At 44.7% G+C, this 15,564-nt stretch carries 16 protein-coding genes and 1 other RNA gene; 5 read left to right on the forward strand and 12 right to left on the reverse strand.

Annotation, left to right across the window (positions count from 1 at the left end):
- Window positions 1-21: 21 nt before the first annotated feature.
- From cpdA to H7708_RS00670, 3 genes are read right to left on the reverse strand one after another with little or no spacing between them, the layout of a single operon-like run.
- Complete coding sequence (gene cpdA / locus H7708_RS00660) at window positions 22-846, reverse strand: 3',5'-cyclic-AMP phosphodiesterase (protein WP_223668534.1); 825 nt, start codon at window positions 844-846, stop codon at window positions 22-24.
- 42 nt (window positions 847-888) lie between these two features.
- Window positions 889-1,347 carry a DUF1249 domain-containing protein gene (locus H7708_RS00665; protein ID WP_223668535.1) on the reverse strand — a complete coding sequence of 153 codons (459 nt, stop codon included), beginning with the start codon at window positions 1,345-1,347 and terminating at the stop codon, window positions 889-891.
- A gap of 6 nt (window positions 1,348-1,353) precedes the next feature.
- The gene (locus H7708_RS00670; RefSeq protein WP_223668536.1) at window positions 1,354-1,956 is read right to left on the reverse strand and encodes an NUDIX domain-containing protein; all 603 of its coding nucleotides are present in this window, start codon (window positions 1,954-1,956) and stop codon (window positions 1,354-1,356) included.
- A gap of 147 nt (window positions 1,957-2,103) precedes the next feature.
- Between H7708_RS00670 and H7708_RS00675 the strand changes: the two genes are divergently transcribed.
- Entirely contained in the window at window positions 2,104-2,772 is a 669-nt protein-coding gene (locus H7708_RS00675) for a protein-L-isoaspartate O-methyltransferase family protein (RefSeq protein WP_223668537.1), read from the forward strand.
- 47 nt (window positions 2,773-2,819) lie between these two features.
- Entirely contained in the window at window positions 2,820-4,220 is a 1,401-nt protein-coding gene (locus H7708_RS00680) for a TolC family outer membrane protein (RefSeq protein ID WP_223668538.1), read from the forward strand.
- A gap of 27 nt (window positions 4,221-4,247) precedes the next feature.
- Here the strand turns inward: H7708_RS00680 and waaA are convergent, their stop codons facing one another.
- The 3 genes from waaA to H7708_RS00695 are packed head-to-tail and all read right to left on the reverse strand — an operon-like array spanning window position 4,248 to window position 6,309.
- Complete coding sequence (waaA, locus tag H7708_RS00685; protein WP_223668539.1) at window positions 4,248-5,501, reverse strand: lipid IV(A) 3-deoxy-D-manno-octulosonic acid transferase; 1,254 nt, start codon at window positions 5,499-5,501, stop codon at window positions 4,248-4,250.
- 13 nt (window positions 5,502-5,514) lie between these two features.
- Complete coding sequence (locus tag H7708_RS00690) at window positions 5,515-5,850, reverse strand: RnfH family protein (RefSeq protein WP_223668540.1); 336 nt, start codon at window positions 5,848-5,850, stop codon at window positions 5,515-5,517.
- A gap of 21 nt (window positions 5,851-5,871) precedes the next feature.
- The gene (locus H7708_RS00695; RefSeq protein ID WP_223668541.1) at window positions 5,872-6,309 is read right to left on the reverse strand and encodes a type II toxin-antitoxin system RatA family toxin; all 438 of its coding nucleotides are present in this window, start codon (window positions 6,307-6,309) and stop codon (window positions 5,872-5,874) included.
- A 137-nt stretch (window positions 6,310-6,446) separates the two neighbouring features.
- On the opposite strand from H7708_RS00695, the gene smpB reads away from it, so the two are divergent.
- Both smpB and H7708_RS00705 read left to right on the forward strand, forming a co-directional pair.
- Window positions 6,447-6,926: an SsrA-binding protein SmpB gene (gene smpB / locus H7708_RS00700; protein WP_223668542.1), complete on the forward strand. Its 480-nt coding sequence runs from the start codon at window positions 6,447-6,449 to the stop codon at window positions 6,924-6,926.
- An 88-nt stretch (window positions 6,927-7,014) separates the two neighbouring features.
- Window positions 7,015-8,010: a LysM peptidoglycan-binding domain-containing protein gene (locus tag H7708_RS00705; RefSeq protein ID WP_223668543.1), complete on the forward strand. Its 996-nt coding sequence runs from the start codon at window positions 7,015-7,017 to the stop codon at window positions 8,008-8,010.
- Between the two features lie 6 nt (window positions 8,011-8,016).
- Here H7708_RS00705 and H7708_RS00710 read toward each other — a convergent pair whose 3' ends face one another.
- The 3 genes from H7708_RS00710 to H7708_RS00720 are packed head-to-tail and all read right to left on the reverse strand — an operon-like array spanning window position 8,017 to window position 11,092.
- Entirely contained in the window at window positions 8,017-9,723 is a 1,707-nt protein-coding gene (locus tag H7708_RS00710) for a serine/threonine protein kinase (protein ID WP_223668544.1), read from the reverse strand.
- Window positions 9,724-9,730: 7 nt separating this feature from the next.
- Complete coding sequence (locus H7708_RS00715; protein WP_223668545.1) at window positions 9,731-10,288, reverse strand: FHA domain-containing protein; 558 nt, start codon at window positions 10,286-10,288, stop codon at window positions 9,731-9,733.
- Window positions 10,289-10,300: 12 nt separating this feature from the next.
- Entirely contained in the window at window positions 10,301-11,092 is a 792-nt protein-coding gene (locus H7708_RS00720; protein ID WP_223668546.1) for a PP2C family protein-serine/threonine phosphatase, read from the reverse strand.
- Window positions 11,093-11,225: 133 nt separating this feature from the next.
- On the opposite strand from H7708_RS00720, the gene ssrA reads away from it, so the two are divergent.
- Window positions 11,226-11,576: a transfer-messenger RNA gene (gene ssrA / locus H7708_RS00725) on the forward strand.
- Window positions 11,577-11,626: 50 nt separating this feature from the next.
- On the opposite strand, the gene H7708_RS00730 is transcribed toward ssrA, so the two are convergent.
- The 3 genes from H7708_RS00730 to H7708_RS00740 form a co-directional block, all read right to left on the reverse strand.
- Window positions 11,627-12,073: a hypothetical protein gene (locus H7708_RS00730; RefSeq protein ID WP_223668547.1), complete on the reverse strand. Its 447-nt coding sequence runs from the start codon at window positions 12,071-12,073 to the stop codon at window positions 11,627-11,629.
- A complete protein-coding gene (locus H7708_RS00735; RefSeq protein ID WP_223668548.1) occupies window positions 12,066-13,223 on the reverse strand; it encodes a PepSY-associated TM helix domain-containing protein in 1,158 nt (385 codons plus the stop codon). The genes H7708_RS00730 and H7708_RS00735 overlap by 8 nt, the downstream gene beginning before the upstream one ends.
- A 96-nt stretch (window positions 13,224-13,319) precedes the next feature.
- Entirely contained in the window at window positions 13,320-15,479 is a 2,160-nt protein-coding gene (locus H7708_RS00740; RefSeq protein WP_223668549.1) for a TonB-dependent siderophore receptor, read from the reverse strand.
- Between the last annotated feature and the right edge of the window lie 85 nt (window positions 15,480-15,564).

Raw genomic sequence — 15,564 nt, forward strand, 5'->3', positions numbered from 1 at the left:
GGCGGCTAAGGTTTGCGTCAGTTAATAACCGGAGATGGCCAGGTTTACCGACGGTAAATAATCATCAACGCGGAAGCTTTCTACCTCAATCTGTCCATTTTTGCGACAGTGGTAAATATTGTAGCCCGGTTTTTCCGCACTTGCAGAGAAGTCTTTAGAATGCTTTTTAAACTGAACACAGGTCGACGGAACAGAGCGATAATCGACCGTTTTATGCTCGATGGCCGATGATTGGTGCACATGGCCGAAGGCACACATCTGAACTTGCGGGTACTGTGATAATAGCTCAACCAGTTGCTGGCCGTTTTCAATACCAATCTTATCCAGCCACATGCTACCGACGGGCACAGGATGATGATGTGTGAAAACCATCGTAGGTAAGTCGTTATTCTCATCCAGGCATTTTTCGAGCCAGGCCAACTCGTCCTGGTTGACTTCTCCATGAACTTTACCTGGAACATGGCTATTTAACATCAGCATTTGCCAATGCTCTGTAATCAGCTGCTCAGCCGTGGAGAACAAGGAAGTCGATAGATACTGCTTGAGCTTAGGCCGCTCATCATGGTTGCCCGCCAAGCTGAATACGGGCTTGTTGTAACGGGATAGGTACTGAATAAAGTTTTGATACGACTCTGGAGTATAGTCTTGTGAAATATCTCCAGTAACCACTATCAAGTCTGGACGGATATTGCGATTATCAATATCTTCTAAGACAGCCATCAGGCTTTCGTTCGTATTTACTCCAAGCAACGTCGAACCACGATCGGCAAAGAGATGCGGATCGGAAAGATGTAATACAGTCATGTTGGGACGCCCAATAAAAAGACGTGTTTGCTCTTTGTTCAAAACGCACCCCTTTTCTATTTACTTATTATTATCTCGCGTTCACTAATCAAAAAAAACCAATTGAGTCCTATTGAAACTGTGAGGTTGGCCAAATTCTAAACAAAAATTTAACCATTCTGACAAAAAACGGTTCAATTGAATCTTTTCATCAGGTTGTTTCATTTTATTATTAGGATAGGGGTACACTGGAGGCAGCATCCCTTTGTTGAGCCCTGACAATACTTCGGCTACCTTAGCATCATGGTACATACGAACCAAATAATTACGCTGAAGACTGATTTGAGACGACTCCTGCTTTAACTCATAAGTCGCAGTATGTTGACTTTTCTGTTTAAGGCAGAGCTGTAAATCTGGTTGTTTTTCTACGGGCAAAGCAAAGCCCTGCCCAACCTCGAGCTCAGCTAAATTGATTAGACGAGCGAGTTTTGCATAGTTACTGGCACAGAGTGCCATAAACTCTTTTAAATCAGGGACATACTTTCTCTTAACTCGACTCGACATAATCATTCAGGGTAAGCTCAGCTTACTTTCATTTAATAAAAACCACTGTATCGCAATAATCGCCATCGCATTATTAATGCGGCCTTCTTCTAATAATTTCAATACTTCCGCTCGACTGAGCACTAATACTTTAATGTCTTCATGCTCAGTTTCAAGCCCAGCGTAATCGGCGACCTCATCACTATCGGCTAAACCCAAGAATAAATCCACATATTCTGTCGTTCCTCCCGGGCTGACCCAGTAGCCTGACATTGGAATCAACCGTTGAATGTGGCAGCCCACCTCTTCTAGTGACTCCCTTTTTGCAACATCCTCTGGACTCTCGCCTTTTTCAACCATACCTGCCACGATCTCGACCAACCAAGGGGTATCGTCACCTTTTAAAGCGCCAGGTCGACACTGTTCGGCCATAATAAACTTCTGTTTACCGGGATCATACAGTAAAACCCCAACCGCATTGCCTCGTTCAAAAATTTCACGCTCGACAACGGGGCTCCAATCACCCTGATAACGACGATGCTGATAACGGTACTTTTTCATCGAGAAAAAGCCCTTGTACAGATCTTCACTATCAATAAATTTAATATCGTCGTGTGTAAAGCAGGACATGATACCTCTATTTATTTTGCAATGCAGAGCCTTATTTCGACTCACTATTAGATTGAGCATACCACTCTTTCATAATCTGTTACACTTACCCTGTTGTTTGAAATATTAGAAATGACTATTCTTTGCACAAGGTAACGTGAGGTAATCATGACAGATATGGCCGCTGATTTCGAACAGGCACGACACAACATGGTAGAACAACAAATTCGCCCGTGGAATGTTCTTGACCAGCGCGTGCTGGACAAAATCCAGGGGTTAGCCCGTGACCGTTTTGTTCCGAAAAGGTATTGTGACATTGCTTATGCAGATACCCAAATCGATATTGGTCATAGTCAGATCATGATGACTCCAAAGGAAGAAGCCCGAATGCTACAAGCCCTGGCCATTCAACCAACGGACTCAGTGTTAGAGATTGGCACAGGGACCGGTTACTGCACAGCCTTAATGGCAAGCTTGGCAAAAAAAGTTTACAGCGTGGACATCATTGAAGAGTTTATTGAGTCCGCAAGCGTTATAACGAAGAGCTTAGGGCTTACCAATATTGAGTTTGAAGAAGGTGATGCTGTTAATGGCTGGCCGCACCATAAGCCCTATGATGCCATAGCGATTACCGGAAGTTATTATCAGTTACCAGAGGCTTATATGACACACCTGTCGATAGGTGGTCGCCTATTCTGTGTAACAGGAACTAAGCCAGCTATGCAGGCTCAACTGATTACACGCCTTGGAGAAGAAGAGTGGCACTACGAAACATTGTACGAAACAGTCATTCCAGAGCTGATTAATAGTAAGCCAAAACCACAGTTTAACTTTTAGAGTTTGCTTCCTCAGGAAATTAATAACACATTAAGAGACCATTTTTAATGAAACAGACAACCACTTATAAACTACTCGCTGCTGCTTTGCTTGGTGGAATGACAAACTTGAGCATTGCCAGCACCGACTTATTAACGGTCTATTCGGATGCATTAGAGAATGATACTCAGTACAAGATCAGTGCAGCGGATCTAAAATCCACAGAGCAAGGATACCGCATCACACGCTCTAACTTATTGCCACAAATTAATGGTAGCATCAGCCGCTCACGTTCTGACTCGGATAATGAAGGTCAGGGTCTCGATGGCAGCCCGTCCGATCCCTTCAATAATGTAGTGAATAGCACTACCTATGGAGTACAACTGGATCAGGTACTGTTTGACTGGAGTCAATGGTTAGCTTTAGATCAAGCTGAAATGCGGGTCAGAGCTTCGGAGTTAAGCCATGGAGCTAATTTACAAAGTCTGATGCTACGCACCACTCAAGCCTACTTCGATATATTATCCGCAGAAGAAGCTCTGGACATAACGGTCAATGAAAAAGGAGCCCTGCAACAACAACTCAAGCTGACTCGAGAGCAATACGAAGCAGGCCTGGCCAATGCTACAGACTTTCTCAATGCCCAGGCAAATTATGATCAAGCCGTTGCCAACGTCATCAGTCAGGAAAACAACTTGATCAATGCCCAGGAGACTTTGCGTGAACTGACGGGGAAATACTACTCCCAGCTTGAAGATATTGGTAACAGTGTTTCCATGCAGCAACCAACGCCAGACAATGTTGATGACTGGATGCGTGTGGCCAATGAGTCAAACCTTGGCCTAAAAGCTCAGCAGATGAATGTGCGGATTGCACGAGATGAAGTGAAACGAAATCGCAGCGGGCATTATCCAAGCGCGAACTTAAAGATCAGTTATAGCGATCAAGACAGAGATACAGAAAGACTTTTCCCTCAAGGTACAACAGGAACGCCTGCATTACCGCCAGGGACCATAACCAACTCATCCACCCTGTCCGATGGCTACACTGCAGGAATAACCGTATCAGTCCCGCTATTCTCAGGTTTTAGAACCTCTGCTCAAACAGAGCAGGCCAAACAAGGTTATTTAAAAGCAACTCACGAATTAGAGCAGAATGCTCGACTGGTTCAGAAAAATGTTCGTTCGGCTTACTCAACCTTAAAAGCAGCCATTCAATCATTCAAAGCCAATAAACGTGTACTTGAATCAAGCCAAAGTTCCTTAGAAGCCACGCAAGACGGTTATCAGGCTGGTACGCGTAACATCATTGACGTGCTTTCTGCCACGCGCGCTGTTTATGCCGCAGAACGCTCTTTAAGCCGCGCTAAGTTTGACTACTTACAGAGTGGCTTGCAGCTCAAGCAAGCGGTTGGAACCTTAACGAAACAAGATCTTGAGCAAGTAAACCAGTGGTTACTGAATAACTAGCTCGATGCTGGGGCCTTTCCCTAAGCTTTAAAGGAAAGGCCTTAAAGCTTCAACCGTCTTATCTAAGGCACCTCGACTCTGCTCAACCACCGCTTTCGCTTTTTGTCCCATCTCCATGCGCTGTTCTCGGTCTTTCAGCAGTTGAATAACCATGGTGCTGATAGCATCGACACTATCGACAGTCACCGCCCCGCCATGCAGCTCTAACTGATGAAATATTTCATCAAAGTTATGCACGTATGGACCGGACAAAATAGGTTTCCCAATTGAAGCAGGTTCAATCATGTTATGCCCACCGATTGGGGTTAAGCTACCAGCGACAAACGCAAGATCACACAACTGATACGCCAGCATTAACTCACCCATAGAGTCACCAACAAGTACGTCAGCCGAAGCTTGCCATGCTTCTGGCTGAGAACGGCGGGCAAAGGAAAAACCATAAGACGTCACCAGCTTTGTCACTTCATCAAAACGCTCCGGATGTCTCGGCACAAGCACCATCTTAACGTCAGGTAATTCCTCTCTCACTTTTTGGTGGGCCTGTAACAACAGCTCATCTTCCCCTTTATGGGTACTGGCGGCTAACCATACTAAATAGCCCTGCTCCTGCCATGGAGGAAAAAAGGATGGTCTCCCGTTCTGTTCAAAAGCCTGATCAAACTTTATATTTCCGGTCACCATACACTTATCACTGCTTACACCCAGTTTGATGAAGCGAGCTTCATCCTCTTTACCTACTGGTAAGATTCGCTCAAAAGTACTCATCATCTGTTGACTTAAAGAAGCAATTTTAAGGTATTTACTGGCTGACTTAGCCGACATACGGGCATTAGCCAGTACAACAGGGATGTGCACCTTCTCCATATGGTGAAGCCAGTTTGGCCACAACTCCGTTTCCATGATAATTAATGCCTTAGGCTTAACACGCCGGGTAAACCGTTTAATGGCGCCAGGCAAATCGCAGGGAGAATAGTGGTGAGTGACCTTGTCACCAAGACCTTCAATTATTTGTTTTGCCCCGGTTGGAGTTGTCGTCGTGACGACAACATTAAGCTGAGGCTCCACCTGAAGCAATCTGTCAATAATTGCCTTGGCTGCGTTCGCCTCTCCCATCGAAACCGCATGAAACCATATCGACGGTTTGCTTTGTTTTTTAACAAAACCAAAACGCTCACGAAGAGGTTCTCGATACTGTGGCGGCTTAAAACTCTTATAAATCCAACGAATGCACAGCAGAGGGGCACACAGGTAATAAACGAGAGTGTAAATAAATCGTAGCAATGCTTAATCCTTATTATTTTTTTGTTTCTTGCCTGGCTTTTTGCGCTCGCTGCTTGCGAACTTCTTTTGGGTCAATCAACAAGGGGCGATAAATTTCAACTCGATCACCATCGTGTAAATGGTCACCCAGCTTTGCCAGTTTACTGAAGATGCCAACTTTCTGCTTATTTAAATCAATCTCTGGATATAAATCCAATATTCCTGACTGTGAAATCACATCCTCAATGGTTGCATCAGCTCGAACTTCCAGTTGCAACAGGGTTTGTTTCTCTGGTAAAGCATAAGCGACTTCCACCTTCAGCTTACAGTTTTCCGCTCCTTGAATATCGCTCTTAGAAGATTGCTCCACTGTAACTTTCTCCGTCTTAATTTAAACCCGATCGTAAACAGCTTTAGCCCGAGCAGAAAAAGCATCCACAAAAGACTCAGCCAAGTGGCTGAAAATATTGCTAAAAGCAATACTTGCTAAGCGATTAGTAAACTCGAACGAAACGATCAATTCAACCTTACACGCCTGTTCATCGAGTTTCGAAAAAGTCCAGCAACCACTTAAATGCTTAAAAGGCCCTTCAACCAACTCCATCTCTATAGTCTTATACGGGGCATTGATATTTCTTGTCGTGAACTCCTTCTCAAAGCCACCCTTTGATACCGCCAGGCTCGCTGTAACGGTGTTCGCAGAACGCTCCAGCTCTTTAGCGCCTGCACAATTCGGTAAAAATTCAGGATACTTTTCAATGTCATCGACTAACTCAAACATCTGTTGCGCAGAATAGGGCAGCAAAGCCTCACGCTTAATTGTTTTCATGGAACTCGCTATCAAATTACTTACAACAATTGTAACATTGCCGTATTGAAAAATCCTAACCTATTGAGCCCCTGCCTCATGAAGCCTATAATCCTGATATTAGAGAAGTATCTTCATTAACCATAGAGAGACATTGAGTGGCAAAGAAAGGTAAAAGCAAACAGTCGAGTAATACCATCGCCTTGAACAAGAAGGCGCGCCATGATTACTTCATAGAAGAAACCTTTGAGGCGGGATTGGCGCTACAGGGCTGGGAAGTTAAGAGTTTAAGAGCCGGCAAGGTTAACTTATCTGAAAGCTATGTACTCCTTAAAAATGGCGAAGCATTCCTCTTTGGCTGCCATATATCTCCGTTAATTAGTGCATCAACTCATGTTGTAGCAGACCCTTTGAGAACACGAAAGCTACTACTACACGATCATGAAATAGCAAAACTATTCCGTGGCGTTGAACAACAGGGGCACACAGTTATAGCTCTCAAGCTATATTGGAAGAAATCCTTGGTAAAGCTTGAAATTGGTCTGGCCAAAGGTAAAAAGCTTCATGATAAACGAGCTACCGAAAAAGAACGTGAGTGGAATAAAACCAAAGAACGCTTAATGAAGCACAGTGTGTGACCCAGTTCTAAAAACAATGGCTCATCACAGTTAACGTAAAAAAATCCTGCTACTATTATTTGTCAAAATTATTAGGAAATTGAATCAGTTGAAAGCAACCCAAAGTATTTCTAAGACAACATTAACAGCCGTCAGTGCTGCACTTATCCTTAGCGGCTGCTCTTTTAAGGAAGAGCGCGACGACGTTATCGTTCCTATTGTTGATGCCAGCCCAGCAAAGGTTCAGTCTCAGCACAAACCTGTTAAAAAGCAAAAGAAAGAAGTGCCTTCAACTCATACCTATACTGTTCAATCCGGTGACACGCTAGGCTTAATCGCACAAAAATTTCTCGGTGCCTCTAGCCGCTACACCGAATTAGTAGAACTTAATCAGCTGAATGTTAATGACGCCATCTATGTTGGTCAGAAGTTAAAACTTCCTCAAGAAGAACTTAGACAACTACCAAATGAAAAGAAAGAGCTGGCACAGCAAGACGCCTCTCAAACGGACGACAGCAGTGCTTCAGCCGACCATGAACAGTACCCAGACTTGGCCAGGCTGATAAAGAATGAGCAATACAACCAGGCAATTCAGTGGATTCTTAATCAAGAAGACTGGGCTGGTAATGCGGCACTCCAACAAAAGCTTGTCGACAGCGCTCAGCAACAAGTAACGATTTACAAACGACAACAGAAAGTAGATGAGGCCAAAACCTTGCTGACCGGGCTCATTGCAGAAGATTCATTAAATGCATCATACAAAAATACTTTGCAAAAAGAGCTAACTGTACTAACAGCTGAACAGGAGCTTGTTAACGCTAAGCGTTATGCTGATAATCAAGAATTTGATAAAGCCTACATAATACTATTGAGGGCTTGGCAACAGATAGGGCAGCCGTTAGAAGATAATATTTTATTCACGGGTTCACGCAACACTGTTTCTGAACATTATCATCAAAAGGCATTACGCCATTATCGAAATCAGGAGCTCGAAGAAGCCCTGGGTTACTGGAAAAAGATCTTAGCCTTTAACCCAAACGATGATCTGGCGCTGGTGTATAGAGACAGGGTAAAAGCCCTACAAAATAAACTGGATAACCTATAAATTAATTCATTTATTATTGGCTTCCTGTTTCGAGTCATCGTTCGAGTAGTCTAACAAAACCGTTTTATCTATTTCGGTCAGTCCCTTAATCGACTCGCTGACCTCATCCATGCTCATATGCTGGGTTTTGGTCAAACCTGCCAGCTTTTGAGTTAAATCATTAACTTCTTGCTGTAGACGACCAACCTCATCATGGGAATCAACCCTAATCAAATCCGCCTGACCGTGGGTTCTGATATCTTTAATGACCTGTCGCGCTTTATTAATACGCTGAGTGAATTTATTGGCGAGCCAATAGACGCCCGAGAACACAGCTAACATGATAACAAACATCCATATGATCATGGTCAGTAATGAAGAGCGCGTTGCATTAATTAAGTTATTTCGCCCAATCGCAATAGTGGCGTAGCCAATTCCCTTATCCTGAAATGAGATAGGAGTATCAAACAAAAAAGCATCTTGGCTAAAAGACTCATTATTTTCAAAGATGCGGCTGCCCTTGCTCCCACTAATCGGGCGACTCCCTTCAAAAATTTCAAACTTTCTACCGACCAACTCCTCTCTGCTACTACTCTGTATCTGATCCGACTTATCTCGGATCGAGAGGTATAAAATTTGTGAGTTTTCCACAATATCCAGAGTAATCGCCTGCAGAGCCACATCCTCGCCCAACAATAAGGGCTCTGCCGTTTCACTGGATATAATTTGCGCCATCGAACTTCCATAATCATAAACCAGCTGGCTCATCAGTTCATTTTGACGGTCATAAACCCAAACCATGCCTAGTACCATTACCACGAAAACCAACGAGGACAGTGCAATAGCCCATCGTGCCCGCATCGAGAAAAACCGAATACCGGCAACACCCTGCCCACTTTGCTCAACCTCTTTTGCAAGCTCTTGTAATTCTTCGGTTAATTCATCCGTATCGTTATAGCGAAGGTCAGGATTTTTTTGCAGCAAGCGAAAAATGATGCTTTGCCAGATAAAACCCTGTTCAGAATAGGCATTTAATGGCTCTGGATTTTGCTGCAAAACAGCTTGCATCATGGCACCATAGTTAGCGGCCTGAAATGGCAGCTCACCCTTGGTTACCTTGTATAAAATGACGCCGAGAGAATACAAATCACTTTTAAAGTCGGTTCCTTTACCCGAGATCTGCTCCGGAGACATGTAGGCCGGGGTCCCCATAACCTTAGCTTGCTCGTCCTGACTCTCCCCTTCCAGATACTGATGCTCTATTCGCGCGATACCAAAGTCGGTAATTTTGAATCGTTTCCCTTCGTCCAGAACTAAGATATTCTCAGGCTTAATGTCTCTGTGTACCACGCCTTTTTTATGGGCATAATGCAGAGCAGAAGTCAGCTGGCACGCTAGCTCCAAAGCGGTATCCAGTGACATTGGCCCCTCATGGCTCAAATAATCATCCAGATTCTTACCTTCCAGCAGCTCCATTGCAATATAGGGCCGCTCCTGCCAGATCCCAACATCATAGATAGTAACAATGCCCGGGTGACTCAAGCCACCAGCAGCTCTCGCCTCACGAAGAAAGAGCTGTCGATATTCTTCCTGCTCGACTAAGTCATGCTTCAATAGTTTAATGGCCAACGAGCGGCCAATTTCAGGATCCTTAGCCAAATAAACAACAGACATAGCGCCACGACCGATTTCTTCAATCAGTTCGTAGCGACCTATGGTTAATTTATCTGACATTAAAAGATTAAAGGAATAACCAGATTAATACGCCAATGAGCAACACCGCGGCAACACCAAGAGAACCCACCAACATCCAGTTGATTTCAGCCTGCTCTTCGTCCTGACTTTCCTGCGCATCGACCAGAGTAAATAAAAACTCCGTATGGCCTACCTGAATCTTGTCGCCGAAAGACAACTCTCGCTCAGAGACCTTTTCACCATTAACGATAGTACCGTTTGACGAAAGCAGGTTTAAAATTTTCCATTCACCATTATAGTAAGTGATTTGTGCGTGTGTCGAAGAGGCTGCCGGGTCATATATCGTAACTCCGTTACCTTTGCCACGACCAATAACATTCTTACCATAGTCCAGAATAAAGGTTTGACCAGCATGAGGCTTGGTCGTTGCCAGTAATGCAGGCACTTTTGTTCCATCATCTTCTAACTTCTGAATTTCAGCAGCAATCATCCTATCAACTTCTTTAGAGTCAAAAACCAATGTTCCCTGCGGACCTGCTTTATCTTCTCGATATTCTTTATTCTTTCTTACAGGTCTGTTTTTTGACGGATCTTGTGACGACATACTTACCTCACGTTAACCTATTTTTAATAATTCTTTAATTTGATCGATAAAACTCTTTTTTTCAGGTTTCTTCGGTTCAACAACAGGCGAAGACAACAGAATGACCGAGACATTATCGCTACCCCCATTTTTACATGCAAGCGAGACCATATACTCTATTTTTGCTTGGTTATCTCGTTGCATGCGTAACGCACCAATCAACTCTGTGCGCGATAATTCATCATATAAACCATCACTGGCTAATAGAATGTGTTCACCATAATCCCACTCTCGCGTCAAAAAGCCAATATTTAATTGATGATCATTCTCAATCCCCAAGCATTGGGTTATAACGTGACGCTTCGGATGGTGTTTGGCTTGAGAGGGCTCCAGTAATCCTGCATTCATCAACTTTTGAACTAAGGTATGATCTTCAGTCAACTGCGTTAACTCACCAGTGATTTCATTCCACAGATAAGCACGGCTATCGCCAACCCAGGCCAGCTCATAAGCATCACCTTTCGAATGCAAAGCCACCACCGTTGCCCCGCGGTCTTGCTCTTCATGACGATTATACGCTTTAATCACAGAGTGAGCGGAATGGACAGCATTAAACAGGTTTGCCCCGGCAATAATGGATTTTCTAATTTCTTTAACCGTGTATAAACTGGCCTGCTCGCCTTGCTTCAGACCACCAACCCCATCAGACAATAGCCATAAGCCTAACTCGGATGAGCCATACACTTTATCGTCGTTATTTTGGCGAGACACACCTTTATGAGACAACATTGCGGATGCAATGCGTTGAGTTTTTTGTTGTGACATTAACCCTCCTACTCTAGCCCACAGAGTGTAACCGTTTGCTTACATTAGGAATGTTAACCAAGCCACAATTTACTTTTAGTGACTTGAAGTCTATATACATAGTACCCATATAAGTTATAATGAACTGTTCCATGGGGGCGAATCTGGCTTCGACGTGGATTACGAAACTTTAGTTGCATGTCGAGATGTTCAGCGAATCTCGTAAAATCAAAGCTGAAAACTTATAGTTGCAAACGAAGACAACTACGCTTTAGCCGCTTAAGGCTAACTGTCTACTCTGAGCGTCCTTGGTAGGAGCTAGACAGTCATAGACAGGGACTCGCAGGTAACTGTGCTCGGCAGCCAACTGTTAAACTTTCCTCGAGACCGCCTTTGAAAGCCTGACCATTGGCTCGTTAAAGGTTAAATTAAAAATGGTTCTAAGCATGTAGATTCTGAAGCAGAGGATTTGCGGACGCGGGTTCGAGTCCCGCCGCCTCCACCAAATAAACAAAGGCTCACCGAAAGGTGGGCCTTTTTTGTTGCTTCTTCTGATTACTTTAAGTCCCAAAACGCATGGTAACTTTTACCTTGCCAGTCTTGCACGGTCACCCAGAGTTTATCGCTTTCAGTCACTTGTTCGGGAAAAGGTGCATGGGCGTGTTTGAGGTCGCTGGCGCCGTGGATCACGCCGTCTACGCCTTCAGGCATGGGGGCTGGTGATTCACCGACACTCATGTAGGCGTAGCGGATTTTATCTGTGCAGCCTTCGCAGAACGTCAAACTGAAGTCTTTGAGGTACCCACCACCATAATCGTAAGCCGCTTCGTTGTTCAGCGGCATTGGCTGAACGGTAAAAGGACCTATATCTTTTTGCTCTAACGGCTCGGGGAACGTCGGATTCATCTGGTGGTACAAATACCAAATTGGCAAAATCAACAACAGCCCATTAAGGCAGTATTTCCAGCGTTTTGTTGCTGCTTTTTTTGCAGGTTTAGCCATTAGCCAATTCCTCCTGTAACGTCTTGGACTTTACTTTCTTCGGGCTTTTTACAGTCCGTTTACTGTAAATCACAAAGCCGCTGATCGACATCATGCTCAATAACAGACCAAAAAAGAACCATAGAATCTTGGTCCAGATCCCACCCAAGGTGCCGTAGTGCAATGGATCCGTGATATGCACGATGGTTTGCAACCCATTCATGGTGTCAGGCTGACGTAATTCCTCAACTGTCCCGGTCCAGGGGTTGACGTAAGCTTGGTGGCTGTAGGAATCATAAAATACTTCGCCCCCCGAGCCCATGATCGTGAAATGACCACGATGGTGCTCTGGCATGGCGATATAGGAAGGCTCGAACCCTGGCATGACCTGTTCGGCGCTGTGCATTGCCGCTTCAAGTGAAATTCGCTGCGGAACCGCTTTCTGGTTTTGGCTGGTCGGCACTTGCTGGATCATCACGGCTTCGGGTTCGTCCCAGACGTCCGAGCCATTATGCCAGCCTATAGCTTGTATAAAGTAACAGAGCCCAGTCACCCCCATCACCATCAAAAACCATATCGACCAGACACCACTCAAACGATGAAAGTCACCAAAGAAAGTCCGCGCGCCTTTCTTTCGCCGCAAACGCGGCTGAGTAAATGATTTCCAAAACTTTTTATAAACGACCAAACCAGTGATCAAGGCACCCAGAGTCACTAGGGACATCAGCGAAACCAGGTAATATCCAATGCTGTAGCCTTCCTGCCATGGAAATAACAGCCAGCCATGCAATGAGCGCATAAACTCGACGAAAGTGAAACCATTGTTAATTTCCTGGATCTCACCAGTATATTGATTGATATAAGCCATACCGACAGGGTGATCTTTGCTACTGAATCGAATCGGTGTCACCAAATATGGCTCGAGCACCATCACCCCCTGAATCTTGGCATCGGGTATTTCTTCTTTAACCACATCCACCAGCTCGTATACCGGCTTAGCCTCCAGCTGCTGAGGATTATTAGCCCGAGCATTTGGATTGGTCAGCCACGTAAGCTCATGACTCAGTACAGCAATGGTTCCCGTTAAACATATAAAACTGAACAAAATCCAGATGGGAAGCGAAAGCCAACCATGAACCTGAAACCATAAACGACGATTTTTTATTGCCATTTTATCTAACCCAGATTAAAGAAAAGTACTAACGAAAAGGCACGGAACCTGTTTTCACAGGCCCGTGCCAGTCCTTTTACGACTACAAGATTTGTTTTACATTCCCCAACGTACGGTCAGTGTATAGTTGCGTGGTGCACCGTAGTAGCCTTGTGCCCAATACAAACTGGTCAGGTATTTTTCATCCGTCACGTTGTCAACATTAAAGGTTGCCGAGAGATTATCCGAAATTTCGTACCCTGCCATCAAACCGACGACTGCATAACTGTCCTGTTCAACGCTGAAAGGCTGGCCTGCATTTACACCAGTTGTAGCAACTCCCTGATCCCGATAGATATCATCCTGCCATCTGACGTTCATTCCCAATCGTAAGGCTTCAAACTCAGGGAAAGTATATGAGCCCGATAAGCGTAGTGTATTTCGCGGTGTAAAGGTACGAACATCTTCACCATTCGCCCCCTCGATATCCACGTGCGTGAAACCACCTGACAGTTGCAAGCCTTTAGCCACCTGCCCCATCACGTCAAACTCATAGCCTTGACTGGACACGCCATCGACACCAATAAAGTAATCCTGACCTGTTGTTGTGTCGGTACCTGCATATTCAGCAATGTTGTTTTGCTCAGTATCAAAAACGGCAAAGCTCACGTTCAGCATATCGTCAAAGAACTCACCCTTGATGCCTAACTCATAGTTGACGCCATCAACTGGATCCAGACGATCACCATGAATATTTTTTTCACGTTGAGGGTTAAAAATCTTAGTATAACTGCCATACAATGACAGGTTATCACTGACGTCATAAACCACACCGGCATACGGCGTGATTTCATTATCAATATTGTACTCTTTCGGCTGACCATAACTGGTTCCTTCCGAGTCCATACTGGTTGAACGGAAACCAGTAATCAAAGACAACTCATCCGCTAATGACCAGCGTGCTGCCGCATAAAAGCTTTTCAATTCATCGGTAAAGTCGCTGCCATTTTCATAAGGTCCGAAGCCCGGTCTTGGATAATCACCAGTCCAGTCATCAAACGATGGTAATGACGTACCGATATCCTGACCGTATACAGATACATCATCGGCTTCTGAGCGCGACCAGTTAACACCAAAATTCGCCTGATGCGAACGCCCAGCCAGATTAAAAGAACCGTTCAAAGCAATATCGGCTAACAGTTGTTCATTTTTATAGCCATACAGACTTGAATAAGCAAATAAACCGCTTCGATCTGGATTCAAACCACCGGCAGAATAAGCGTAAAATAAGGCGCTGTTAATGGTGTCCTTTCGCTTGCTGATGGTTGTGACCAGCTCCCAGTCATGGCCCAGATTATAGACTAGCTCGGCAAAGGTACGGTTAATCGTGCCATCCCAGTAAGACCAGTCGGTTGCAGTGCTACGCGACACGTCATAATCGACCTGAGTCCCGTCAGTATAATTCAGTGTTAAAGCCCCCCACATTGGGCTGTTAGGCTTATTATCCTGCGAGGTATGACCCACCGTTAATATAGCGTCTTCAGACAAATCAAACTCTAATACCCCATAGAAGATCTCTTTCTCCACAGAGTAACGATTCAAGTAAGAGTCTTTGTTCTGATAGGCACCAACAAAACGGCCTCGGATAGAACCATCTTCATTCAGACTACCGGAGATATCCGTTTCAACACGCTGATTATCCCATGACCCAGCAATGGCAGCGATAGAAGCATGAAAGTCATCCGTTGGGCGTTTACGCACAAAGTTAACGGTTGCCGACGGATTGCCGGTACCCGACATCAGGCCGTTAGCACCACGGATCACTTCGATGCGATCATAGATCGCCACATCAATGTCACCGTAGGTATTACCGTAGACAAAAGGAACACCGACACCGTCATATTCAAAGTTCGTGATATCAAAACCTCGCGCACTGTAATAAGTGCGATCCGTTTCGACTTTCTCAACGTTGACGCCACTGGTGACCTGTAACACATCGTTGATGTTTTGCAGGGCAAAATCATCCATCTGTGCACGGGTGACAACCGAAATCGCCTGCGGTGTTTCGCGTAACGTAAGCCCCATGCCAGTAGCGCTGCTGGCATCTTTCTCAAGATAAACGCCGTTTCCGTCAATCCCTTCACCAACGACTTCTATCACTTCAGTTTCTTGATTGTCATCATCTTGCTTAGTGGTATTTTCTTCCGCATCGGCTCCCTGAATACTCAAAGCCCCCAATACTACTGCCACCGCAACATACACTTTTTTTGTCAACATGCTTCAACCTTAACTTCGCTTTATAGCCCAACAATGCAATATCGCATCAAATTTTCGCGAATGATAACGCTTCTCATTTGTGACT

It is taken from the genome of Kangiella shandongensis, from assembly GCF_020005365.1.
Lineage (GTDB): Bacteria > Pseudomonadota > Gammaproteobacteria > Enterobacterales > Kangiellaceae > Kangiella > Kangiella shandongensis.

What these genes read in the sequence shown, in the direction of transcription:
- H7708_RS00740 (WP_223668549.1), bottom strand. Translation starts at nt 15,479, where the DNA reads ATGTTGACAAAAAAAGTGTATGTTGCGGTGGCAGTAGTATTGGGGGCT.
- H7708_RS00730 (WP_223668547.1), bottom strand. Translation starts at nt 12,073, where the DNA reads ATGGCTAAACCTGCAAAAAAAGCAGCAACAAAACGCTGGAAATACTGC.
- H7708_RS00675 (WP_223668537.1), top strand. Translation starts at nt 2,104, where the DNA reads ATGACAGATATGGCCGCTGATTTCGAACAGGCACGACACAACATGGTA.
- H7708_RS00680 (WP_223668538.1), top strand. Translation starts at nt 2,820, where the DNA reads ATGAAACAGACAACCACTTATAAACTACTCGCTGCTGCTTTGCTTGGT.
- H7708_RS00695 (WP_223668541.1), bottom strand. Translation starts at nt 6,309, where the DNA reads ATGAAAACAATTAAGCGTGAGGCTTTGCTGCCCTATTCTGCGCAACAG.
- H7708_RS00665 (WP_223668535.1), bottom strand. Translation starts at nt 1,347, where the DNA reads ATGTCGAGTCGAGTTAAGAGAAAGTATGTCCCTGATTTAAAAGAGTTT.
- H7708_RS00670 (WP_223668536.1), bottom strand. Translation starts at nt 1,956, where the DNA reads ATGTCCTGCTTTACACACGACGATATTAAATTTATTGATAGTGAAGAT.
- H7708_RS00715 (WP_223668545.1), bottom strand. Translation starts at nt 10,288, where the DNA reads ATGTCGTCACAAGATCCGTCAAAAAACAGACCTGTAAGAAAGAATAAA.
- H7708_RS00735 (WP_223668548.1), bottom strand. Translation starts at nt 13,223, where the DNA reads ATGGCAATAAAAAATCGTCGTTTATGGTTTCAGGTTCATGGTTGGCTT.
- H7708_RS00720 (WP_223668546.1), bottom strand. Translation starts at nt 11,092, where the DNA reads ATGTCACAACAAAAAACTCAACGCATTGCATCCGCAATGTTGTCTCAT.
- H7708_RS00710 (WP_223668544.1), bottom strand. Translation starts at nt 9,723, where the DNA reads ATGTCAGATAAATTAACCATAGGTCGCTACGAACTGATTGAAGAAATC.